Origin of the sequence: Methylobacterium sp. B4 (assembly GCF_003201865.1) — a bacterium.
GTDB lineage: Bacteria > Pseudomonadota > Alphaproteobacteria > Rhizobiales > Beijerinckiaceae > Methylobacterium.
The window spans coordinates 43,817-66,751 of record NZ_QJJJ01000004.1; the positions used below are offsets into that span (position 1 = coordinate 43,817).

Genomic DNA, 22,935 nt, shown 5'->3' on the forward strand with positions numbered 1-22,935 from the left:
CGCGCCCTCGGTGCCAAACCGAGGGTCGAACCGGCCAAAGGATCGCCGTCGCGTCCGGCTTGGCGCCGACGCGCGGGTCACCCGCTCCGAGGATTCGTGCCACTGTAACGCGGGGTCGAATCCGGCTGGAAGCGCCTTTCTGCCCCTGAACGCCCTCGCTTCGCATTCCGGCGCCGTACAGCGCACAAAAGCCACACCACCGGAATGAGGACTTGACGATCTTTTCGGGCCGCCCAGCGCAATGGTGAGCCAATCGTCGCAGAATTCGCGCGACGAGCGCACGACGAGGGTTGCCGCTCGTCAGAGGATGCTGCGACCGCCGCGCCGTCGATAGTGCCCGGCATCAACGAAAGAAGCCCGGCCTGGGGCCGGGCTTCCTCGCGAATCTGCTCTGGTGATCGTTCGGGCTCCGGGCGACGCCCCGGCTGCCGGGGAGGCGGCCCGGGTGTCCGGAGGCCGGGATCGCTCAGTAGCGGTAGTGCTCGGGCTTGAACGGGCCGCTCTGGGACACGCCGATATAGGCGGCCTGATCGGGGCGGAGCTTCGAGAGCTTCACGCCGATCTTCTCGAGGTGCAGCGCCGCGACCTTCTCGTCGAGGGTCTTGGGCAGGGTGTAGACCTGACGCTCGTACTTGCCCGGGTTCGTCCAGAGCTCGATCTGGGCGAGTGTCTGATTGGTGAACGAGGCCGACATCACGAAGGACGGGTGGCCCGTCGCGTTGCCGAGGTTCACGAGGCGGCCCTCCGAGAGGAGGATGATGCGGTGGCCGTCGGCGAACTCGATCTCGTCGACCTGCGGCTTGATGTTCTGCCACTTGAGGTTCTTCAGGCCGGCGACCTGGATCTCGTTGTCGAAGTGGCCGATGTTGCAGACGATCGCGCGGTCCTTCATGGCCCGCATGTGCTCGATCGTGATGATGTCCTTGTTGCCCGTGGCGGTCACGAAGATGTCGGCGCGCGGAGCGGCCTCCTCCATGGTGACGACCTCGTAGCCCTCCATCGCCGCCTGCAGGGCGCAGATCGGGTCGATCTCGGAGACGAGCACGCGGCACCCGGCGTTGCGGAGCGAAGCGGCCGAGCCCTTGCCCACGTCGCCGAAGCCCGCGACCATGGCGACCTTGCCGGCCATCATGACGTCGGTGCCGCGGCGGATGCCGTCGACCAGCGACTCCTTGCAGCCGTAGAGGTTGTCGAACTTCGACTTGGTGACCGAGTCGTTCACGTTGATCGCCGGGAAGAGCAGCTTGCCCTCCTTGGCGAGGTTGTAGAGGCGGTGCACGCCCGTGGTGGTCTCCTCGGAGACGCCCTTGATCGCGTCGGCCAGGCCCGCGAACCAGCCCTTCGGCTTCTCGGCGAGCTTCTTCTTCAGGAGCGCGAAGAAGACCTCCTCCTCCTCGGATTCCGGCTTGTCGAGGAAGGCGGTGTCGCCGTTCTCGGCGCGGAGACCCAGGTGGACGAACATGGTGGCGTCGCCGCCGTCGTCGAGGATCATGTTCGGCATGCCGCCGTCATGCCAGTCGAACAGCTTGGAGGTGTAGTCCCAGTACTCGGTCAGGGTCTCGCCCTTGACGGCGAAGACCGGGATTCCGGCGGCGGCGATGGCGGCGGCGGCGTGGTCCTGGGTCGAGTAGATGTTGCAGGAGACCCAGCGGATGTCGGCGCCGAGGGCCTTCAGGGTCTCGATCAGCACCGCCGTCTGGATCGTCATGTGCAGCGAACCGGCGATCTTGGCGCCCTTGAGCGGCTGGCTGGCGCCGTACTCGGCGCGGGTCGCCATCAGGCCCGGCATCTCGGTCTCGGCGATCGAGATCTCCTTGCGGCCGTAATCGGCCAGCCCGATGTCGCGGACGATGTAATCGTTGGCAGCTGCCATCTCGGTATCCCTTTTCAGTCGTGGCCGGCGCGAAACGGCCAGTCGTTCCGGCGCGTCGGTCGGTTCACCCGGCCGGGTCGGCCATCCCTGTAGCAGGGCGTGGCCTAGGGAGCAATCAAGACATAAAGATGTCTTTATGCGTTTAATTCCAGGCTGGCGGCGCTCCCCGCGATGCGGGCCTCCGGCCCTACGCCGGCTCGTCCCGCAACTGCCGCCGGACGATCTTGCCGCTCGTCGTCATCGGCAGGCTGTCTCGAAAGACGAGCGTGCGCGGCACTTCGTGAGCCGACAGCCGGGCCTTGGCGAAGGCCAGGATCTCGGCGGCGAGCGCCTCGGAGGGTGAAAACCCCTCGCGCAGGGTCACGAAGGCCCGCACGACCTCGGTGCGCAGCGGGTCGGGCGCGCCCACGGCGGCGGCGAGCGCCACCGCCGGGTGGGCGCAGAGGCAGGCCTCGATCTCCGCCGGGCCGATCCGGTAGGCCGCCGAGGTGATGAGGTCGTCCTCGCGGCCGACGAAGCGGATGTATCCGTCCGCATCGCGGCGCGCCCGGTCGCCGGTCATCCACCAGCCGTCGCGGAATTTCTTCGCGGTCGCCTCCGGCTGACGCCAGTAGCCGAGGAACAGGACGGGATCGGGCGCGCGCACGGCGATCTCGCCGGTCTCGTCCGCATCCGCCTCGGTCCCGTCCTCGCGCAGGACCGCGACGCGGTGGCCCGGCACCGGTTTGCCCGTGGCCCCGGCCCGCGCCACGCCGACCCGCGCGCAGGAGGCCAGCACGAGGTTGCACTCGGTCTGGCCGTAGGCCTCGCCGATGGTGAGCCCGAGCGCGGCTCTCGCCCATTCGAAGGTCTCGGCCCCGAGCGCCTCGCCGGCCGAAGCAATGTTGCGCAGGCGCGGCAGGTCGAATTTTTCGCGCGGATCGGCGAGCCCGCGCAGCATCCGCAGCGCGGTGGGCGGCAGGAAGGCGTGGGTGACGCCGAGATCCGCCATCAGCCGGTAGGCCGCTTCCGGCTCGAACCGGCCGTGGGGCCGGGCCACCACCGGCATGCCGAGGCGTAAGGACGGCATCAGCACGTTGAGGAGCCCCCCGGCCCAGGCCCAGTCGGAGGGCGTCCACATCAGGCCCGTCCCCTCGGGCGGGAAGCCGTGCATCAGGGTCCAGCCCGGCAGGTGGCCGAGCAGGACCCGGTGCCCGTGCAGCGCGCCCTTGGCCAGTCCGGTCGTGCCGGAGGTGTAGATCATCAGGGCCGGGTCGTCGGGCCCGGTCGACCGCGTCTCGAAATCCTCCGCCGCGGAGGCGAGGACGGATAAGAAGTCTTCGGCCGCGCCGGACGCTCCATCGACGGACAGGATCGTGGCGAGGTCCGGCAGATCGGGCCGCAGCCGTTCCAGCTTGGCCAGCCCGGCCGCGTCGGTGACGACGGCTCGTGTGCCGGAATCGGTGAGCCGGTGCTGCAGGGCCGACTCGCCGAACAGGCCGGCGAGCGGGAGCGCGATCGCCCCGAGCCGGTAGGCGGCGAGGTGGGTCACCGCCACCGCGACCGATTGCGGCAACAGGACCGCCACCCGGTCGCCCGCTCCGACACCCCGCGCGGCGAGCGCCGCGGCGAGACGCAGCGAATCCGAGCGTAGCCGGCCGTAGCTCACCGGCTCGGGGCGGTCGTCTGCGTCGAGCACGAGGAGGGCGGTGCGGTCGGGCTCGGTCAGCGCCCAGCGGTCGCAGACATCGCTCGCGATGTTGTAGCGCTCCGGGATCTCCCAGCGGAAATCCGCGACGAGACGTTCGTCGGTGGGGGCCGGCTCCGGCACGGCAATGTCCTCGAACCTGCGGCGGCGGTGAGCCGGTCCCGCGTCTTCCTCACAGCCGCGCCGAATGCGAGCGCCCCTCGTCGGAATCGACGCGATCCGCCCTCAGCCTTCGCGCTGCGGAAAGCCGCCGCGGAAGGCGAAGTCGGTGATCGGGCGCCGGGCGTTCGGGCGCTCCTTGGCCTGCTGCTCCTCGGTCAGCTCCGCCCATGGCGTCGCCCGACCGACGCCGTAGGCCGCCTCGACCCGGTGATGCTCGGGCACGTTCAGCACCGTCACCGCCCGCTCCCGGTCGAAGCCGCCCATGCCGTGGACGTGCCAGCCCTGCCGGTTGGCCTGAAGCGCGAAAGCGAGCGAGGCGGCGCCGGCATCGAGGGAGTGGCTGGCGGAGGGCTTCAACTCGTCACCGACCTTCATCCGCTCGCTGGAGACGAGGAAGACGAGGGCGCCCGTGTCCTTGGCCCATTTCTGGTTGCCCGGAACCAGCAGGTCGAGGAAGGTCTGCCAGTCCGGCGTGTCGCGCAGCGCGTAGAGGAAGCGCCAGGGCTGCGAATTGTAGGAAGAGGGCGACCAGCGCGCCGCCTCGACCATCCGCAGCAGCTCGGCCTCCGGCACCGCCTCCCCGGTGAAGACGCGCGGCGACCAGCGCTCGGCGAAGATCGGATCGATGGCGTGGTCGGGGCTGCGGGTGGTCGGGCGAGCGGTCTCGGTCGTCAACGGGGGCTCCGGGCTGGCAGGGCTTTCGTGCGGCGCAACGTATGGCACTGCACAAGAGCGGGCTAGGGGGTTGGCGTTGCCGCACCCCGCATGGCGCGCGAGAACGGGGTGGATGACACAAGCGGCGCGAGGATGCCCATGAGCGAGACCGGGTCGGCCCCTTCCCTGCTGCGCGAGGATTGCGACGGTGTCGCCACCCTGACGCTCAACCGGCCGCAGGCGCGCAACGCGCTCTCGCTCCGTCTGCTCGAAGCCCTGCGCGAGGCGTTCGCGGCGCTGTCGGAGGACGACAGCGTGCGCGCCGTGGTTCTGGCGGCGGCGGGCCCCGCCTTCTGCGCCGGCCACGATCTCAAGGAAATGACCGGCTACCGGGCCGAGAGCGACCGCGGCGCGGAGAAGTTCGAAGCGCTGTTCGCGCTCTGCTCAGGCGTGATGACGGCGATCCCCGCCCTGCCCCAGCCGGTGATCGCCGCGGTGGAGGGCGTGGCCACCGCCGCCGGCTGCCAGCTCGTGGCCTCGTGCGACCTCGCGGTGGCGGGGGCCGAGGCGCGGTTCGCCACGCCGGGCGTGCAGATCGGCCTGTTCTGCTCGACGCCGATGGTGGCGCTCTCGCGCAACCTCTCGCGCAAGGCGGCGATGCGGATGCTGCTCACCGCCGAGATGGCGGATGCGGCGGAGGCCCGGCGCCTGGGCCTCGTCAACGACGTGGTGGAGGCCGGCGGTGCGCTTGCTGCCGCGCAGGCCCTGGCCGCGGGGATCGCGGCGCGCAGCCCTTACACCGTCCGGGTCGGCAAGCGGGCCTTCTACGAGCAGTTGGAAATGCCGCTGGCCGAGGCCTACGCCCATGCCGGCCGGGTGATGACGCAGAACATGCTGGCGCGCGTCGCGGAAGACGGGATCGCCGCCTTCCTCGATCGCAAGGGACGCTGAGAGCCGGAGCGGTCGAACCGATCCTCGCGCCGTGCATTGCCTCCCCGCCGCCCCGAAGCCGACACGAGATCGCGCGAACCAGCCTCATGCTCCTGAGACGCAACGCTCCCGCGCTCCCCTCGCCCGGTCCCGATGCCAAAAAGATCGTGAGCTGGAACCTGCTGCGCCGCACGGGCGCGGCGGTGGATTGCCTCGTCACGCTGATCGAGCAGGAGCGGCCCGACCTGCTGCTGATGCAGGAGGCCACGAAGGAGATCGCGGCCCTGAAGGACAGGGTCGGCGGCGCCTATGCCTGGGCGCAGCTGCCGGGGCGCATCCACGGGTTGGCGATGTGGAGCCCGACGCCCTGGCCGAACCCGCCGGAGATCGTCACCCTGCCCCCGGGCGTCCTGATCGACCGGGTCTGCCAGGTGCTCGATTGCGGCGATTTCGGCGTCGCCAACGTGCATCTCTCCCACGGTCAGGTGCTCAATCGGCGGCAGCTGCGGCGCATCGAGAGCCACCTGCCGGCCCGCGCGGCGGTGCTCGGCGACTACAACATCGTCGGCCCCGCCCTGCTGCCCGGCTTCCGCGACGTCGGCCCGCGGCGGCCGACCCACGCCATGGTCGACGTGCTGCCCCTGCGGCTCGACCGCTGCCTCGTGCGCGGCCTCGTCTGCCACGAGCGGGCCGTGCTGCCCCGCGGCCTGTCCGACCATCGTCCGATCGTGGTGCGGCTCTCCCCCGCGCCGGAGGGGGCGGCCTCGGTGGGACGGCTCAAAGGTATGGCAGAAGCAGTCGGACGGCTGCGTCGCGCAGGCGGATCGGGAGCGAGCGGGCGTCGAGATCCGCGAGCGTCAGCCGGGTCTGCCGCTTCCCCGAAATGAAGGCTTCGAGCGCCCGGGCCAGATCGGCGTCGTAGATCTCGACGTTCAGTTCGAAGTTCAGGCGGAAGCTGCGCGAATCCCAGTTCGCGCTGCCGACGAAGCACCATTGGCCGTCGATCACCATCGCCTTCGAATGGTCGAAGGGCGGCTCGTCGATCCAGACCCGCACGCCGCTCCTGAGGAGCGGATCGATATGCCCGCGCGTCGCCCAGTCGACGTAGCGGTGGTCGCTCTTGCGGGGAATCACCACGTCGACCTCGACGCCCCGCGTCGCCGCGAGGCAGAGCGCGTTCACGATGAGGTCGTTGGGCAGGAAGTACGGCGTCGTCAGCCGGATCGAGTCCTTCGCCAGGGTGATGGCGTGCAGGACGACGGTGGCGATCTTCTCGATGTCGGCATCGGGGCCGGAGGTGACGACCCGGGCGGTGACGTCGCCCGCGGGCGCCAGCGGCGGCAGCCACGCCTCGCCCTCGAGCTCCTCGCCGCTCACGAACAGCCAGTCCGCGATGAAGGCCTGGGTCAGGTGCTCTACCACCGGCCCCTCGATCCGAAAATGCGTGTCGCGGATCGGGAAGTCCGGCCCTTCCGCGACGCGGTTGTCGTCGGAGATGTTGACGCCGCCGGTGAAGGCGACCTGACCGTCGAGGATCAGGAGCTTCTTGTGGGTGCGCAGGTTCAGGAACGGCATCCGCCAGGGCAGCACGGAGTGCATGAACAGCCCGGCCGGCACGCCGAGCCGGTGCAGGCGGCGCCACGCGGCGGGGAAGAAGTAGCCGCTGCCGATCCCGTCGACGATCACGCGGATTTCGGCGCCTCGGTCCTGCGCCGCCTTCAGCGCCGCGCAGAAGGCTTGGCCGGTCCGGTCGTCGCGAAAGATGTAGCTTGACAGGGCCACGCTGCGCCGCGCCGCGCCGATGGCCGCCAGCATCGCCGGGTAGGCTTCGTCGCCGTTGCGGTAGCGCGCGATGCGGTTGCCCGCCACCGTCGGCAGGCCGGTGATCGTCTGCACCGCCCGGTCGAGCGGGCGGTAGGCCTCGGGCACGTGGGCGGAGGGTTGCGGCGTGTCGTCGAGCTGCTGCGAGGGCCGCCGCTTCAGCCGGCGGGCGCGCCGCTCGACCCGGTTGATGCCGAAGGTGAGGTAGAGCAGCGTGCCGAAGACGGGCGCGAGCCAGGCGAGTCCGATCCAGCCGATGGCCGCGCCCACCACGCGCTTGCGCAGCAGCACGTGGACGCTGACTCCGAGCGTGAGCACGAGGCCGATGGCCGCGACGATCTCGGTGCGAATGGCGCCCGTCGAGCCGAGCCATCGGATGAAGGCTTCTTCCACCGGTCCGCCTGCCGCCCCGCCTGTTGTCCCGGCCCGGCCGGAGCCGGGCGGGTCGAAGGGCGCAATAGGCCAAGCCGGCCCCGGCGAACAGGCGGCTCGCCACAATTCCACGGTCCGTGCTAGAACAAAGCTCGAACGGACCGCCCGCCGGACCGCCTCCTTCGCCGGAGCGGGCCTGCCGGCCTTTCGAAAACCTTCACCCTCTTGCCCTCAGATCGTCGGGCACGGCCAACGTCAGGTTTCCTCCTTCGAGAATGCCCGCGATCCCCTCCCCCCGCGTCTTCACGATCCCGCCCGGCGCGCCGTTCCTGACGACGCTCGCCGAGACGCTCGTTTCGGGCCGGCTCGTCGGCGGGGTGGCGGAGGAGAGCGGCGATCCCTTCGCGCTGGCCTCCGTCACGCTCTACCTGCCGACCCAGCGCGCCGTGCGGGCGCTCTCGACGGTGCTGGCGGCGCGCCTGGGCGGGGCGGCCCTGCTGCCGCGGATGATTCCGCTGGGCGAGGCTGACGAGGCGGAACTCGACCTCTCCGCCGAAACCCTGTTGGAGACGCCGGAAGAGCTGCTGCATCCTTCGATTCCCGCCCTGGAGCGCCGCCTGATCCTGGCCCGCCTCGTCCAGAAATGGGCGGAGACGGTGGACCGCGAGCTGCTTCCCATCGACGACGAGGTGCCCTTCCTCGTGCCCTCCTCCCCGGCCGACGCGGTGGCGCTCGCCGCCGACCTTGAAGGGCTGATGGACGCGCTCACCGTCGAGGGCCTGCCCTGGAGCGAGATCGCGTCGGCGGTCGAGGCCGAGCATTCCCGCTACTTCCGTCTCACCCTCGACTTCCTCAAGATCGCCGCCGAGCACTGGCCCGACATCCTCGCCGCCCGCTCGCTCGCCGATCCCACCGCCCGCGCCCGCCGCCTCGTGCTCGCCGAGGCCGAGCGGCTCGCCCGCGAGCGGCCGGGCGATCCCGTGATCGTGGCGGGCTCCACCGGCTCCGTGCCGGCCACCGCCCGTTTGATCGCGGCGGTGGCCCGCCTCCCCCGCGGCGCCGTGGTCCTGCCCGGGCTCGACCTGCACCTCGACGCGGAGGGCTGGGAGGCCATCGACGGCGCGGGCGGCGACCGCGACGAGATCGCCCACGGTCATCCGCAGGCGATTCTGCGGGCGCTGACCGGTCCGAGAGGGCTCGCCGTCGCGCGCGAGGCCGTCGAGACGCTGGGCGCACCGCCGCCGGACGCGCTGGCCCGGGAGCGGCTGCTGTCGCAGGCCCTGCGCCCGGCCGAGACCACCGACGCCTGGGCCCGCCTCGACGCAGGCGAGCGCCTCGCCCTGGCGCGGGCCGGCATGGCGGGGCTCGCCGTGGTCGAGGCGGCGGACGAGCGCGAGGAGGCGCTGGTCGCCGCGCTGGCGCTCCGCGAGACCCTGGAGACGCCCGGCGCCACCGCGGCGCTGGTGACGCCCGACCGGGGGCTCGCGCTGCGCGTCTCGGCGGAACTCGCCCGCTGGGGCATCGCGGCGGAGGATTCGGCGGGCCTGAGCCTCGCCCGCTCGCAGGGGGGGCGCTTCGCCCGCCTCGTGGCGGAGTTGGCCGCCGAGATGGCGCCGGCCCGGGTCATCGCGCTGCTCGCCCACCCTTACGTGCGGCTGGGGCTGCCCCGCAGCGACGTGGTGCGGGCCGCGGCCGCCCTGGAGATCGGCGGCCTGCGCGGTCCCGCCCCGATCCCGAAGAACAGCTTCGACGGGATGCGCGCGGCGCTCGCCCTTCAGCGTGGGGGAACGGGCCGCGTGCCCCGTGCCAAGAAGCGCCTGAAGCCGATCGACTGGGATCTGGCGGAGGAGATCCTCGACCGGCTGGAGATCGCGCTCGGCCCGTTCCGCACGGATCGCCACCCCGCCACCGGCAACCTCGTGAGGCTCGCCGCCGGGCACCGGGAGGCCTGCGAGCGGATGATGGGCGGGACGGAGGAGGACGCCGAGGAGACCGACGATCCCTCCCTCGACGCGCTCGACGCCCTGTTCGACGATCTGGAATCGGCCGCGCTCGAGGAATTGCCGGGCCGGTTCTCCGACTACGCCGCCTTCTTCACTACCCTCGCCCGCGACCGCAGCGTGGCCTGCGCGCAGGGCGCGGCGCATCCGCGCCTGCGCATCCTCGGTCCCCTGGAGGCGCGTCTCCTCTCCGTCGACCGGATCGTGCTCGGCGGCCTCGACGAGGCGGTGTGGCCCGTGCGGCAGACCACCGACGCCTTCCTCAACCGGCCGATGCGGGGCCAGGTGGGCCTGAGCCCGCCCGAGCGCCGGATCGGGCAGGCCGCCCACGACTTCGTGCAGGGCTTAGGGTGCCATGACGCCGTGCTGACCCGCGCGGCCAAGCGCGAGGGCTCGCCCACCGTGCCCTCGCGCTTCCTCCAGCGCCTGCGCGCCTTCGGCGGCGACGGCATCTGGGCCGAGGCGGTCACCCGCGGCCAGCGCCTGCGCGGGCTCGCGGCGATTCTCGACCGCGGTCTCGAGGCGCCGCCGCCGCGCCTGAAACGCCCCGCGCCCAAGCCCGACCCGGCCCTGTTCCCGGACCGGCTCAGCGTCACCGAGATCGAGACCCTGGTGCGCGACCCCTACTCGATCTTCGCCCGGCATATTTTGGGGTTGGAGGCGCTGGAGCCCATCGCCGTGGTGCCGGGCGCGGCCGAGCGCGGCAGCCTGATTCACAAGGTCCTCGGCGATTTCTCGCAGGCCCATCCCGGCCCGCTGCCGGCGGATGCGGAAACGCTGCTCTACGCCATCGCCCTGGACGCCTTCGGGCCGCTCCAGGACCAGTATCCCGAACTCTACGCCGAGTGGTTTCCCCGCTACGAGCGCATGGCCGCCGCCTTCCTCGAATGGGAGGCAGAGCAGCGCCGGGGCGTGAGCGCCATCCACGCGGAGCGCTCGGGCAAGCTGGTGATCCCGATGGGCGAGCGCAGCTTCACGCTCTCGGCCCGGGCGGACCGCATCGAGGCGCGGGCCGATGGCGGCTTCTGCATCGTCGACTTCAAGACCGGCGCGCCGCCGAGCAACCGCACCGTCTTCGCCGGCTTCTCGCCCCAGCTCACGCTGGAGGCGGCGATGCTGATGCAGGGCGCCTTCGAGGGGCTGAAGGCGCAAACGCCCCCCGACCTGCTCTACGTGCACGCCTCGGGCGGGCGCGAGCCGTTCCGGCCGATCCCCGTGAAGGCGCCGCCGGGCGACGCGCGCGCGGTCGAGGCCATCGTCGCAGAACATCTGGAGCGCTTGCGCGGCCTGATCGCCCGCTACATGACGGGCGAGGCGGCCTACCTGTCGCGGCCCTACGCCCAGTACGTGCGCGCCTACAGCGATTACGATCACCTCGCCCGCGTCCTCGAATGGTCGCTGGCCGGTGAAGGAGACCTCGCGTGAACGCCCCCCTGGCCGGCTTCACCGTCGACGACCTCACCAAGGCCGCCCAGCGCCGGGCCGCCGACCCGCGCCTCTCGGCCTGGGTCTCGGCCAATGCCGGCGCGGGCAAGACCAAGGTGCTCACCGACCGGGTGCTGCGCCTGCTCCTCGACGGGGCGCCGCCCGGCCGCATCCTCTGCCTCACCTTCACCAAGGCGGCCGCCGCCAACATGTCGATCCGCGTCTTCCAGCGGCTCGGCCGCTGGGTGACCCTGGCGGATGCGGATCTGGCCGCGGAACTGACCGAACTCACCGGCGAGCGGCCCTCCCGCGACACCCTGCGGCTGGCGCGCCGCCTGTTCGCCCGCGCCGTCGAGACGCCGGGGGGCCTCAAGATCGAGACCCTGCACGCGCTCTGCGAGCGGCTGCTGCACATGTTTCCGTTCGAGGCCAACGTGCCGGCCCGCTTCGTCGTGCTCGACGAGAACCAGTCGCGCGAGGCCTTCGAGATCGAGACCGACAACGTGCTGGCCGACGCCTTCCTCGGTGGCGACCAAGAGCTGTCGGACGCGTTCGCGGTGGTCGGGGCGGAAGCCTCCGGCGATACGCTGCGCGACGCGATCCGCACCGCCATGCGCACGCGCGCGCTGTTCTCCGATCACCGCGCCCTCGAACCGGCCTTGGCCCGCTTGCCCGGCGCGCTGGCGCTCGCCGACGGCGTCGGCGTCGAGACCGTCGAGGCCGAGATTCTAGGCGGGAGCATTCTCGGGAACTGGCTCGAGATCGCCGGCCGGCTGCGCACCGGCAAGAGCACCGACGAGCGGCTCGCCGACGGGCTCGTGGAGGCGCACGCGCTTCTGGACGCGGGCACGGGCAAGGCGCTCGCCCCCTACCGTTCGGTCTTCTTCACCGACAAGGACGAGCCCCGCGCGGCGAAGTCCTTCGGCACCAAGGCGGTCCCGGAGGAGATCAAGCAGGCGCTGCTCGACGAGCAGGCGCGGCTCGTCCCGCTCTTCGACAGCCTGCGCGCCGCCCGGGCGCTGGCGCGCACGCGCGGTCTGTTCCGGCTCGCCGCAGAGATCCACCGCCGCGTCGAGGCGCAGAAGACCCGGCTCGGCGCCCTCGATTTCGACGATCTGATCCATAAAACCCTCGACCTCCTCTCGCGGGTGGGCGCCTCCTGGGTCCTGTTCAAGCTCGATCGGGGCGTCGATCACGTCCTGGTCGACGAGGCGCAGGACACCAACCCGCAGCAATGGGAGATCCTGCGCACGCTCACCGCCGAGTTCGCCGCGGGCGAGGGCGCGCGGGGCCTGCGCCGCACCCGCTTCGCCGTCGGCGATCCCAAGCAGTCGATCTACAGCTTCCAGGGCGCCGACCCACGGGAATTCGAGCTGACCCGGCGCGCCTGGGAGCGGGCCGCGCGGGACGCCGAGGACGACTTCGCCGACGTGAGCCTGCGGCTCTCCTTCCGCACCGCCTCCCACGTGCTGGCGGCGGTCGATGCCGTCTTCCAGGTCCCCGAGCACTTCGCCGGCCTGTCCTTCGAGGCGGGCGCGCCGGGCACGGTCCACGCCTCCGCCCGGGCCGGCGTGCCCGGCGCGGTCGAACTCTGGTGCATCGAGGAGCCGGCCGAGGCCGAGGAGCCCGATGCCTGGGCCGCGCCCGTCGACGCGCCCGAGGCCAACGCCCCGGCCATCGTCGTCGCCCGCCGCATCGCCCGCGCGGTGAAGACCTGGACCACGACGGGCGACGCCTGCGGCCGGGTCTGGCGGCCCGGCGACGTGCTGATCCTCGTGCGCAAGCGCTCGGCCGCCTTCGAGGAGGTGATCCGGGCGCTGAAAGGTCTCGGCGTGCCGGTGGCCGGCCAGGACCGGCTGGAGGTGGCGGGCCACATCGCCGTGCTCGACCTCGTGGCGGTCGGCCGCGCCGGGCTGCTCCCCGCCGACGACCTGACGTTGGCTACTGCGCTCAAGACCCCGCTGGTCGGGCTGACCGACGACGATCTCACCCGCATCGCCGCACGCCGGCCCTTCGAAGAGACGCTGGAGGACGCCCTCGCCCGTCACGCCGAGGCCGGCGACGCCGCCGCGATCCGCGGCCGGGAGGCGCTGCGGCTCTGGATCCGGCTTGCGGCGCAGAACGGCCCGTTCGGCTTCTACGCCGCCCTGCTCGGGCCGCACGGGGGGCGCAGCCGCTTGGTCGCCCGGCTCGGCGGCGAGGCGGGTGACGCGATCGACGTGTTCCTGGCCCAGGCCGCGGAGGCCGAGACCGGCACCGACGCACCCTGCCTCGACGCCTTCCTCGCCGATTACGTGGTGCAGCCCGGCCGCGGCCGGTCCGGCCTCTCGGTCAAGCGCGACCTCGAATCCGGCCGGGACGAGGTGCGGGTGATGACGGTTCACGGCGCCAAGGGCCTGGAGGCCCCGGTCGTCGTCGTCATCGACGGCTGCGAGCCGCTCGGCCGCAACGACCCGCCGCTGCTCAGCCTCGACCACGCCGCCGACGGCCTGTTGCCGCCGGTCTGGACCGGCGGGCGTACGCAGGATTGCGCGGCCACGCTCCGGGCCCGGTCCACCCTCCAGGCGCGGGCGCGGGAAGAGCACAACCGTCTGCTCTACGTCGCCATGACCCGCGCGGCCGACCACCTCGTGATCGCGCCCTATCGTGGGGCGACGCGGGAAACGCCGGCCTCCTGGTGCGAGATGGTGCGTATCGGCCTGGAGCGGGGCCTGAGTGCCGGCGAGACCCTCGAGACCGACCACGGGGCGATCACCCTCTGGCGTGACGGCTCCGCCGCCTCGCTGGCCGCTGCGGCCCGGGATGCGGCGCCGCCCGAGGCGGAGGCGGTGCCGGCCTGGCTGTTCGCGCCGGCCGCCCCGGAGAGCGAGGCCGCGCCGCCGCTGAGCCCCTCCGGCGCCCTCGGCGCGGCGGACGGCCAGCGCCAGCCCCGACGCCGCCAGGGCGACGCCGAGGCAAGGCGCCGGGGCGCCCTGGTTCACTCCCTGCTCGAACACCTGCCGCGCATCGAGCCCGCCCGCCGTTCGGAGGCTGCGGAGCGCTTTGCCCGCGCCCGTGCGCCGACCCTGGACGAGGTCAAGCGCTGGGACCTCGTACGCTCCGTGCTGCAGCTGATCGAGGCGCCCGACCTCGCCGCGCTCTTCTCTGCGCAAGCCCGCGCCGAGGTGGCGCTCTCGGGCCGAATCAGCGTGGACGGCGTCGCGCGCGACGTGACCGGCCGCATCGACCGCCTCGTGGTGGAGGAGGGCCGGGTCACGCTGTGCGATTTCAAGACCGGCCGCCCACCCGCCGACGGCGCGCCCCTGCCGGAGCGCGAGGCGGCCCAAGTCGCGCTCTACGCGCGCCTCGCCGCCGCGATCTGGCCCGGCCACGCGATCACGGCCCTGCTGGTCTGGACCTCGGGGCCGGTGGTGCGGCGGGTGGAGGGCGTTTCCTAGGCGCCCTCGCCGTCATCGCGCGCGGCTGCGACCGATCCAGCGGCGCGACGTCTCCGGAGAGGTCGCGCCGCTGGATGGCTTGCGCCGAGCCGCGCAAGGACGTGCCGGGGAGCCGAAGCGAGGCGAGCCCGGCCTCAGCTGCTCTTCTTCGGCGTCAGCTTGACGATCTGGCCGTCATCCTCGGTCACCGCGTAGACGGCGCCGTCCGGCCCGACCTTCACGTCGCGGACGCGGTGCTCGAGCGGGATGCGCTCCTCGGTGACGACCTTGTCGCCGTCGAGCTTGAGCAGGACGAGACCGGTGCTGACGAGGCCGCCGATCAGGAACTGATCCTTCCAGGCCGGGAAGAGATCCTTGTTGTAGAGCGCCATGCCGGAAGGCCCGATCACCGGGTCCCAGTAATAGACCGGCTGCACCGTGCCGCCGGCCTGGGTCTGGCCGTCGCCGATCTTCTCGCCCGAATACTCGATGCCGTAGGTCACGACCGGCCAGCCGTAGTTGAGGCCGGGACGCGGGCGGTTCAGCTCGTCGCCGCCGCGGGGGCCGTGCTCCACCGTCCAGAGCCGGCCCTGGCTGTCGAGGGCGGCGGCCTGCACGTTGCGGTGCCCGTAGGACCAGATCTCCGGCCGCGCCTTCTCGCCGCCGGTGAAGGGGTTGTCCTTCGGCGCGCTGCCGTCCGTCTCGATCCGGAAGACCTTGCCGAGCCCGCTCGTCAGATCCTGGGCCTGTCCGCGGGTCTGCTTGTCGGAGCGCTCGCCGACCGTGACGAACAGCTTCCCGTCGGGCGCGAAGACGAGGCGCGAGCCGAAATGCTTGTCGCCGTCGTAGGCGGGCGTCTGGCGGAAGATGATCTTGAGATCGTCGAGCCGCGCCTTGCCGTCGCTCTCGACGAGTTTGGCCTTGGCCACGGTGGTGCCGTTGCCCTTGTCCCGCGGCTCGCTGAAGCTGAAGTAGATCGTGCGGTCGTTGGCGAAGCCCGGGCTGAGCGCGACGTCGAGCAGGCCGCCCTGCCCCCGTGCATCGACCTTCGGCACGCCCGCCACCGGCTGGCCCACCGTGCCGTCCTTGGCCACGAGGCGGATCTTGCCCGCCTTCTCGGTCACGATCATCCGCCCGTCGGGCAGGAACTCCATCGCCCACGGGCTGTCGAGCCCCTTCACCGCGACCGCGGTCTCGACCTCGGACTTCTGCGCGGGCTCCGGCGCCCGGGTCTGGTTGGGCAGGAGCGGCTTGTACTCGGTGTTCGGCGGATCCTTCTCGGCGACCGACGTGCCCGCGCTCGGCGCAGCCGGCGCCTGGAACGACTCGCCCTCGATCCGGGGAGACCGCGTGTCCTGACCGGCGGGCTGCTGGGCGAAGGCGGATGCATCGAGGCCGAGAGCCGCGACGGTGGCGAGCAGAAGCGAGAGGGTGCGCGTCACGTCGATTGATCCTTGTGCGGGTCGCCGATCCTGCCCGCCAAATGGGGCGCTGGGCGCGAACGGCGAGGGTCGCACCGGCTCCGAGACGCCGCGCCGCGCCGCGGACGCCCGGGCCGGACAAGGATTGCGGGGAGGATTCGGGCATGATCCATACCGCGCCAGCGCCTCAGACCCGTGGCGCGGACGAGGTGCCTTGACCGGGCGCCGGGGCGTCGCCAATTCTCGCTCGACCGATAGGCGCCGAACCCGCTCCCCGGTGTCTTCGGGGACCGCGTGTCGAAAGGACGTATGATGGCGACCGTGAAAGTGACCGATGCGAGCTTCGAGCAGGACGTTCTGCAGTCCTCCGAGCCCGTCGTGGTGGATTTCTGGGCGGAGTGGTGCGGCCCCTGCCGTCAGATCGGCCCGGCTCTCGAGGAGATCTCCGTCGATCTTCAGGGCAAGGTGAAGATCGTCAAGGTCAATGTCGACGAGAACCCCGGCATTGCCTCGACCTACGGCATCCGCTCGATCCCGACGCTGATGATCTTCAAGGACGGCAAGCTCGCCAGCCAGAAGGTCGGCGCCGCCCCGAAGGGCGACCTCTCCCGCTGGATCCAGGCCAGCGCCTGACGAACCCGAACCGGACGAAGCATCGTTCGGACAGCCCGGCCGAGAGGCCGGGCTTTTTCGTGCCCGGAGGCCGGCCCGGTCCCTCTTCTCGTGTCACGCCTAAACGCAAGAAGCCCGGCCTTTCGGCCGGGCTCCCTGGTTTCGAGACCCTTATTGAAGGTTCGGCTTAGTAGCTGCCGAACTTGTAGTTCAGACCGGCGCGGATGACCGCGAACTCGGTGTCGTTGCGGCGCTGGGCGCCGGAGACGACGACCACGCCCGGGGAAGCCGTGGTGATCACGGTGCCGGCGTTGTTCACCGCGAAGGCGCCGTTGAGGGCACCGCCGCCGCGATCGAGGTTCACGTACAGACCTTCGACCTTCAGCGTCACGGCCGAGGAGCGGAAGAAGTTCAGGAACGAGTCGGTCGGGAGAGCGTACTCGACACCACCACCCGCGGCGTAGCCGGTGCGGAAGTCGTCGGTGGAGCTGTTCGGCAGGCCGAACTGACGGCCGCCGCCGGCGCCGTAGGCGAAGCCGCCGGTGCCGTAGAACAGGACGCGATCGAAGGCGTAGCCGAGACGGCCGCGGACGGTGCCGAAGAAGTCGAGGCTGGAAACGCCGTTCGGGTTGAAGACCTGCTGGGCGGCGACGCCCGGGAAGGCCGGGTTGCTGTTCACGACCGAGAACTGGTTCCGGTTGCGGCCGAAGTCGACGTACTGAGCGTCAGCCTCGATACCGACGACGACGCCGGAGCCCGGGGTGAACTGATAGTTGTAGCCGATCTGGCCACCGCCGACGAAGCCGTCGCTGCGGTCGTTGCCGCCGAAGGCGATGACGGCGGTCTGGCCGGGACGCACGAGGCCGGTCAGCGAGTTGACGCCGACGACCGAACGGGCGCCGTTGTCCTCGACGCCGAAGCCGTAACCGGCGTTGAAACCGGCGTAGAAACCGGTCCAGGTGAACACCGGAACGGGGGTGAAGACCGGCGGAGCGGCGCGGCGCGGCAGGTCGGCGGCGGAGGCCGCGGCGGTCATCGCCGTGAACGCGGCGAGCGATGTCAGAAGCTTCTTCATTTTTTGATCCCCAGCAGAGAGCCCGATCGAGAAGAAGCTAGACCATTTCCGCCGTTGCCGATGTAGCGGCCAGGACACACCGGCGGCGCAGCAATCGACCTCGCGACCCTTCATGCGAGGTTCCATCCGGCTCCGACACTGGATCTCGTGTTCCGTGAACCGTGTTCTTGTAGACCTTGCGGCCCTGTCGCCGTCACCGGCCGCTAGCGGAGCCGGTTCCTCAAGTCGGCCGGAAGCGGAACACCAATCCAGAGGCGCGTTCGATTGACCGATCGGACATCGAAGCGGCTGGGCCGGCCCCGAAGCGGGTCGTTTCGCCAAGTGAGAGGGCGCCCGTCGATCTTCGCGAGCCCGTCTGCGGGCCGCGAGACTCGGCCGAACGATGATTCGCACGGATGCGGATGCATCCCGACCTTCGAATCGGTCGATCTCTTCGAGCGAGCCGGACCTCGTGTCGCTGAAGAACGCTCGGATGGCGCCGTGATCGGAACTTGCCCTTCAGAGCGGCACGCGTTCCCGCCTCTCCTTTTTCCTGAAACCCGCCCCGGCTTTCCGGCCGCGAATCTAGGTCGGGATCGTGCCGTTGGCCTCGAGCACCGCGCCGGCCAAATAGAGCGAGCCGCAGATCAGCACGCGCGGCGGGCGCTCGAATACCGTGTCGGACAGGCTCGCCAGGGCCGCCTCGACGCTCGGGGCGACAGTGGCCGAGAGGCCGACGGACCCGGCGATCCCGGCCACCTCCTCGGCGGGCCGGGCAGCCATCTGTCCGGTGATCGGCACCGCGATCAGCGAGCGTGCGAGGCCGACGAAGTTCTTGAGGAAGCCCTCGGCGTCCTTGGTGCCGAGGAGACCCACGACGAGGACGAGGGGCACGTCGCTGCGTTCGCCCAGATCGGCCATGGCGGCGGCCAGGATGCGCCCACCATCGGCGTTGTGGCCGCCGTCGAGCCAGAGTTCGGCATCCTTGGGCATCCGCTCGGCGAGCGCCCCGCGCACGAGCCGCTGCAACCGGCCCGGCCAGTCGACGTTGCGCAAGCCTGCCTCGACGGCCGCCGTGCCGATATCGCCGAAGCCCGCCGCGCGCAGCGCCGCGATGGCCGTGCCCGCATTGGTGAGCTGGTGGCGGCCGGCCAGCCGGGGACGGGGCAGGTCGAACAGGTCGGTCTCGTCCTGATAGACGAGCCGCCCGCTCTCCTCGTGGACGGAGAAATCCTGGTTCCCCACGCGCAGGGGCGAGACGCCGATCCGCTCCGCCTCGCGGCAGAGGACCGCGTCGGCTCCGGCATAGTCCTGGGCGGCGATCACCGCCGGGCAGCCGCGCTTGAAGATGCCGGCCTTCTCCACCGCCACCGCCTCGACGGTGTCGCCGAGATATTCCGCGTGGTCGCGCCCGATCGGGGTGACGACGGCGCAGGCCGGGTGCGTGATGACGTTGGTGGCGTCCACCCGTCCGCCGAGGCCGACCTCGAGGAGCAGGACGTCGGCGGGCGCCTCGGAGAACAGCAGGATCGCCGCGGCGGTGGTGATCTCGAAGACGGTGATCGGCTCGGAGCGGTTGGCCGCCTCGCAGCGGGCGAAGGCATCGGCGAGCCGGTCCTCGGCGACGTACTGGCCGCCGCCGATGGCACCGAGCCGGATGCGCTCATGGAAGCGCACCAGATGGGGCGAGGTGTAGACGTGGGCGGCCAGGCCCGCCGCCTCCAAGATCGCCCGCATGAAGGCGATGGTCGAGCCCTTGCCGTTGGTGCCCGCCACGTGGATCACCGGCGGCAGGCGCCGCTCGGGATGGTTGAGCGCGGCCAGCAGGCGCTCGATGCGCCCGAGCGACAGGTCGATCGTGCGCGGATGCAGGGCAAGGAAGCGCGCCATCAGCGCGTCGGAGGATTCCATCTCGCACCAAGACCTTCTGATGGGACGCTCAGGCCGCGTCCGGCAGCGGTTCGGGCGCCGTCGGCGCGGGCGGCTCGGCGGGCGTGGCGGGGGCGCGGCGCACGTCCATCAGCAGGCCGCAGAGCCGGCTGATCGTCTCCTTGAGCTGGTGGCGGTGCACGACCTGATCGACCATGCCGTGCTCGCGCAGATACTCCGCCCGCTGGAAGCCGTCGGGCAGCTTCTCGCGGATCGTCTGCTCGATGACGCGGGGGCCGGCAAAGCAGATCAGGGCTCCCGGCTCGGCCAGATGCACGTCGCCGAGCATGGCGTAGGAGGCGGTGACGCCGCCGGTGGTCGGGTTCGTCAGCACCACGATATAGGGCAGCCGCGCGGCCCGCAGCCGGCGCACGGCGACCGTGGTGCGGGGCATCTGCATCAGCGAAAGGATGCCCTCCTGCATGCGCGCGCCGCCGGAGGCTGCGAACAGCACGTAGGGGGTGCGCTTCTCGAGAGCGGTCTCCGCGCCGCGCACGAAGGCCTCGCCGCCGGCCATGCCGAGCGAGCCGGCCATGAAGGCGAATTCCTGGACCGCGATCGTCGTCGGCAGGCCGCCGACCCGGCCGAAGCCGATCTTGAAGGCGTCGGCCATGCCGGTCTTGGCGCGAGCCTCCTTCAGGCGGTCGACGTAGCGCTTCTCGTCGCGGAACTTGAGCGGATCGGCGGCGACCTCGGGGAGCGGCACGTCGATCCAGGTGCCCTCGTCGAACATCATCTTCAGGCGCGCGGACGCGCTCATCTTGAGATGGTGCTCGGAGCCGGGGATGACCCAGTGGTTCTGCTCGACTTCCTTATGGAAGACCATCTGGCCCGTATCGGGGCACTTGACCCAGAGGTTCTCCGGGGTCTCGCGCTTGAACAGCGTCTTGATCCGGGGCCGCACGACCTCCGAGATCCAGTTCATCGGCTCGACCATGGCGTCAGATTCCCTGTCCTGCCACGCTGATATCGGAACGCCGCCGCCTCGATGCCAAGGGCCTCTCCGGCTGGATCTCCAGTCGAATCATGCCACGGCCGGGCGGCGGCGGGATGAGAGGGGCGTTCAGGCCCCGGCCGGAGCCTCGGTCGGCACCTGGGCCGCGCTGCGCACGCCCTGCGCCAGCTCGCGCACGAGAGAGGCCACCGCCTCCACCGTGCCGTCCCCGGCCCGGTCCCCCTCGCCGAGGCTGCGGGCGAGCGCGTCGACCAGCGCCGAGCCGACCACCACGCCGTCGGCGCCGCGGGCGATCTCGGCGGCGTGCGCGCCGGTCTTCACCCCGAAGCCGACCACGACCGGCAGTTCGGTATGTGCGCGGATGCGGGCCACCGCCTGCGAGACCCGGCCGAAATCCGGCGTCGCCGTGCCGGTCACGCCGGTGATCGAGACGTAGTAGACGAAGCCGGCCGTGTTCGCGAGCACCGCCGGCAGGCGCTGCGCGTCGGTGGTGGGCGTGGCCAGGCGGATGAAGGCGAGCCCCTTCTCCAGGGCCGGAAGACAGAGCTCCTCGTCCTCCTCCGGCGGCAGGTCGACGACGATCAGGCCGTCGATCCCGGCGGCCTGGGCATCCTCCAGGAAGCGGGGCACGCCGTAGGTGTGGATCGGATTGTAGTAGCCCATCAGCACCACGGGCGTCCGCGCATCGCCCGCGCGGAAGCGGCGCACGAGGTCGAGGGTACCGCGCAGATCCTGTCCGGCCCCGAGCGCCCGCAGGCCCGCGGCCTGGATCGCCGGGCCGTCGGCCATGGGATCGGTGAAGGGCAGGCCGAACTCGACGATGTCGGCGCCCGCCTTCGGCAGCGCCTCCAGCACCTTCAGCGAGGTCTCCGGGTCGGGGTCGCCCGCCATCACGTAGGTGACGAGGGCGGCGCGCCCTTCCGCACGGCAGCGGGCGAACACGGCATCGATGCGGGCGGTCATGGGTCTCGCTCCCGGCGGCACGTCCGGTCTCGGGGTCCGGGATCGGGCGCCGCCGCACCGCTCCCGGCTTCCCCGGCCAGGGCGCGCGCCTACACCATCCGCACGCATCCGTGAAGCGCGGGGCCGTCCGGCCGCGCGCCGAGGGATGCGACTCAGGCGTTCGGCGCGGCAGCGGAATCGAGGGCACCCTCCACCCAGCCGCGCATCAGCAGGTGGGCGATGGCGGTGGCAGGCGGCACGGTCAGCCCCTCCGCATGGGCGCCGGCGATCATCGCGGCCACCTCCGCGCGTGTGAACCAACGCGCATCCTCCAGCTCGTCGGGATCGGTGCGGATCGCCTCGGACAGGGCGTCGGCCACGCAGCCGATCATCAGCGAGGCCGGAAAGGGCCAGGGCTGCGAGGCGTGATAGGCGACCGCGCCGACGGTGATCCCGGTCTCCTCCCGGGTCTCGCGGCGCACGGCGTCCTCGACCGTCTCGCCGGGCTCAATGAAGCCGGCGAGGCAGGAATACATCCCCGGCTTGAAGTGACGGCCGCGCCCGAGCAGGCAGCTCTCGCCGCGCCGGACCAGCATGATCGCCACCGGGTCGGTGCGGGGAAAGTGGTGCAGGCCGCAAGACCCGCATTCGCGGCGAAAACCCCCTGCCCCGATCACGGTCGGATGGCCGCAATTGGCGCAGAAGCCGTTCCGCGCGTGCCACGCCAGCAGGGACTTGGCGGTGGCGAGCAGGCCCTGCTCCTCGCGCTCGACCGCGCCCTCGGCCGCCAGCGCCCGCAGGTCGAGGGCGCGGTAGGCGGGCGCGGGGAACGCCTCGGCCGCCTCGGCGGCGACGGCGGCCGCGAAGACCGGCCGGCCCTCGACCCGGCCGAGGAAGATCTCGTGGGCGCGCTCGCCGGCGCTTCCGGCCTCGTCCGGCACGAGCAGGGCGGTCGCCGTCCCTCCGTCCGGCGCGGCGCGTACAATCATCGCCTCGCCCGCCATCAGGACGAGGCGGGCCTCCGGTCCCGCCGCCGCGAGCGAGGGGGCCGGGCCGAGTTCCGCGGAGTGCCGCACGAGGCGGCTCGCGGCGTAGGCCAGCGCCTCGCGGCCGGGGGAGGAAGCGGTCACGCAGAAATCCTCAGGCGGCCGCGAACAGGGCCGCGGCCCGTTCGAGCAGCGCGGCGCGGGCATGGGCCGGATAGGCCTTCCGCTCGCCGACGCCCCAGACCGGTCCGGGCCATGCCGGATCGGAGCGGAAGCGTGCCACCACGTGGACGTGGAGCTGCGGTACCACGTTGCCCAGCGCGGCGACGTTCACCTTGTCCGGGCGGGCCAGGGCCTGTACAACCTTGACCGTTATCCGAATCTCCTCGAAGGCGGTCGCCGCGTCCTCCGGCGACAGGTCGGTGAGTTCGCTCAAGGCCGGCCGCCGCGGCACGAGGATGAGCCAGGGAAAGCGCGCGTCGTCCATCAGCAGGACGGAGCTGAGGGCGAGGTCGCCGACCGGATGGGTGTCGGCGGCGAGCCGCGGATCGAGGGCGAAGGCGTCGGTCATGCGGGGGATCTAGAGCATCGGCCCGGAAAGTGGTGTCCGGTTTGCGGCGTGACCGATGCGGCGAAGGGACCGGCATCGGCCCGGAACGTGCTGTCCGGTTTTCGGCACCGCGCGAAAGCAAGGGA

At 71.6% G+C, this 22,935-nt stretch carries 16 protein-coding genes; 5 read left to right on the forward strand and 11 right to left on the reverse strand.

What is annotated here, in order from left to right; genetic code table 11:
* Window positions 1-466 precede the first annotated feature (466 nt).
* The 3 genes from ahcY to BY998_RS07510 all read right to left on the reverse strand — a co-directional run bounded on the left by ahcY (window position 467) and on the right by BY998_RS07510 (window position 4,397).
* Window positions 467-1,873, reverse strand: coding sequence for an adenosylhomocysteinase (ahcY, locus tag BY998_RS07500; RefSeq protein WP_110351019.1), 1,407 nt, complete (start codon window positions 1,871-1,873; stop codon window positions 467-469).
* A gap of 187 nt (window positions 1,874-2,060) precedes the next feature.
* Window positions 2,061-3,749: an AMP-binding protein gene (locus BY998_RS07505; RefSeq protein ID WP_110351020.1), complete on the reverse strand. Its 1,689-nt coding sequence runs from the start codon at window positions 3,747-3,749 to the stop codon at window positions 2,061-2,063.
* A 36-nt stretch (window positions 3,750-3,785) separates the two neighbouring features.
* Window positions 3,786-4,397 (reverse strand): nitroreductase family protein, encoded by a 612-nt coding sequence (locus BY998_RS07510; RefSeq protein ID WP_110351021.1) that lies wholly within the window; start codon window positions 4,395-4,397, stop codon window positions 3,786-3,788.
* 138 nt (window positions 4,398-4,535) lie between these two features.
* Between BY998_RS07510 and BY998_RS07515 the strand changes: the two genes are divergently transcribed.
* Together BY998_RS07515 and BY998_RS07520 are read left to right on the forward strand one after the other, a co-directional pair.
* Entirely contained in the window at window positions 4,536-5,327 is a 792-nt protein-coding gene (locus BY998_RS07515) for an enoyl-CoA hydratase (protein ID WP_110351022.1), read from the forward strand.
* An 86-nt stretch (window positions 5,328-5,413) separates the two neighbouring features.
* On the forward strand, window positions 5,414-6,193 hold the full coding sequence (locus tag BY998_RS07520) for an endonuclease/exonuclease/phosphatase family protein (RefSeq protein ID WP_110351023.1): 780 nt from the start codon (window positions 5,414-5,416) through the stop codon (window positions 6,191-6,193).
* Here the strand turns inward: BY998_RS07520 and cls are convergent.
* On the reverse strand, window positions 6,084-7,520 hold the full coding sequence (gene cls, locus BY998_RS07525) for a cardiolipin synthase (RefSeq protein ID WP_110351024.1): 1,437 nt from the start codon (window positions 7,518-7,520) through the stop codon (window positions 6,084-6,086). The two genes, BY998_RS07520 and cls, sit on opposite strands and share 110 nt — an antisense overlap.
* 254 nt (window positions 7,521-7,774) lie before the next feature.
* On the opposite strand from cls, the gene addB reads away from it, so the two are divergent.
* Both addB and addA read left to right on the forward strand, forming a co-directional pair.
* The gene (gene addB, locus BY998_RS07530) at window positions 7,775-10,924 is read left to right on the forward strand and encodes a double-strand break repair protein AddB (protein WP_110351025.1); all 3,150 of its coding nucleotides are present in this window, start codon (window positions 7,775-7,777) and stop codon (window positions 10,922-10,924) included.
* The gene (gene addA / locus BY998_RS07535) at window positions 10,921-14,361 is read left to right on the forward strand and encodes a double-strand break repair helicase AddA (RefSeq protein ID WP_110351026.1); all 3,441 of its coding nucleotides are present in this window, start codon (window positions 10,921-10,923) and stop codon (window positions 14,359-14,361) included. The genes addB and addA overlap by 4 nt, the downstream gene beginning before the upstream one ends.
* Window positions 14,362-14,495: 134 nt before the next feature.
* Here the strand turns inward: addA and BY998_RS07540 are convergent, their stop codons facing one another.
* Window positions 14,496-15,782 carry a PQQ-dependent sugar dehydrogenase gene (locus tag BY998_RS07540; RefSeq protein WP_110351027.1) on the reverse strand — a complete coding sequence of 429 codons (1,287 nt, stop codon included), beginning with the start codon at window positions 15,780-15,782 and terminating at the stop codon, window positions 14,496-14,498.
* A 291-nt stretch (window positions 15,783-16,073) separates the two neighbouring features.
* Here BY998_RS07540 and trxA point away from each other — a divergent pair, with 291 nt between their 5' ends.
* On the forward strand, window positions 16,074-16,394 hold the full coding sequence (gene trxA / locus BY998_RS07545) for a thioredoxin (protein WP_110351028.1): 321 nt from the start codon (window positions 16,074-16,076) through the stop codon (window positions 16,392-16,394).
* A 166-nt stretch (window positions 16,395-16,560) separates the two neighbouring features.
* On the opposite strand, the gene BY998_RS07550 is transcribed toward trxA, so the two are convergent.
* The 6 genes from BY998_RS07550 to BY998_RS07575 all read right to left on the reverse strand — a co-directional run bounded on the left by BY998_RS07550 (window position 16,561) and on the right by BY998_RS07575 (window position 22,810).
* Window positions 16,561-17,448, reverse strand: a complete 888-nt coding sequence (locus tag BY998_RS07550) for a porin family protein (protein ID WP_110351029.1) — start codon at window positions 17,446-17,448, stop codon at window positions 16,561-16,563.
* Window positions 17,449-18,012: 564 nt separating this feature from the next.
* Window positions 18,013-19,338, reverse strand: coding sequence for a folylpolyglutamate synthase/dihydrofolate synthase family protein (locus tag BY998_RS07555; RefSeq protein WP_110351030.1), 1,326 nt, complete (start codon window positions 19,336-19,338; stop codon window positions 18,013-18,015).
* Window positions 19,339-19,366: 28 nt separating this feature from the next.
* Entirely contained in the window at window positions 19,367-20,293 is a 927-nt protein-coding gene (gene accD, locus BY998_RS07560; protein ID WP_110351031.1) for an acetyl-CoA carboxylase, carboxyltransferase subunit beta, read from the reverse strand.
* Window positions 20,294-20,419: 126 nt separating this feature from the next.
* Complete coding sequence (gene trpA, locus BY998_RS07565; RefSeq protein WP_110351032.1) at window positions 20,420-21,274, reverse strand: tryptophan synthase subunit alpha; 855 nt, start codon at window positions 21,272-21,274, stop codon at window positions 20,420-20,422.
* Between the two features lie 152 nt (window positions 21,275-21,426).
* Window positions 21,427-22,383, reverse strand: a complete 957-nt coding sequence (gene nudC, locus BY998_RS07570; protein ID WP_245421517.1) for an NAD(+) diphosphatase — start codon at window positions 22,381-22,383, stop codon at window positions 21,427-21,429.
* 10 nt (window positions 22,384-22,393) lie between these two features.
* Window positions 22,394-22,810 (reverse strand): HIT domain-containing protein, encoded by a 417-nt coding sequence (locus BY998_RS07575; RefSeq protein WP_110351034.1) that lies wholly within the window; start codon window positions 22,808-22,810, stop codon window positions 22,394-22,396.
* Window positions 22,811-22,935: the final 125 nt, after the last annotated feature.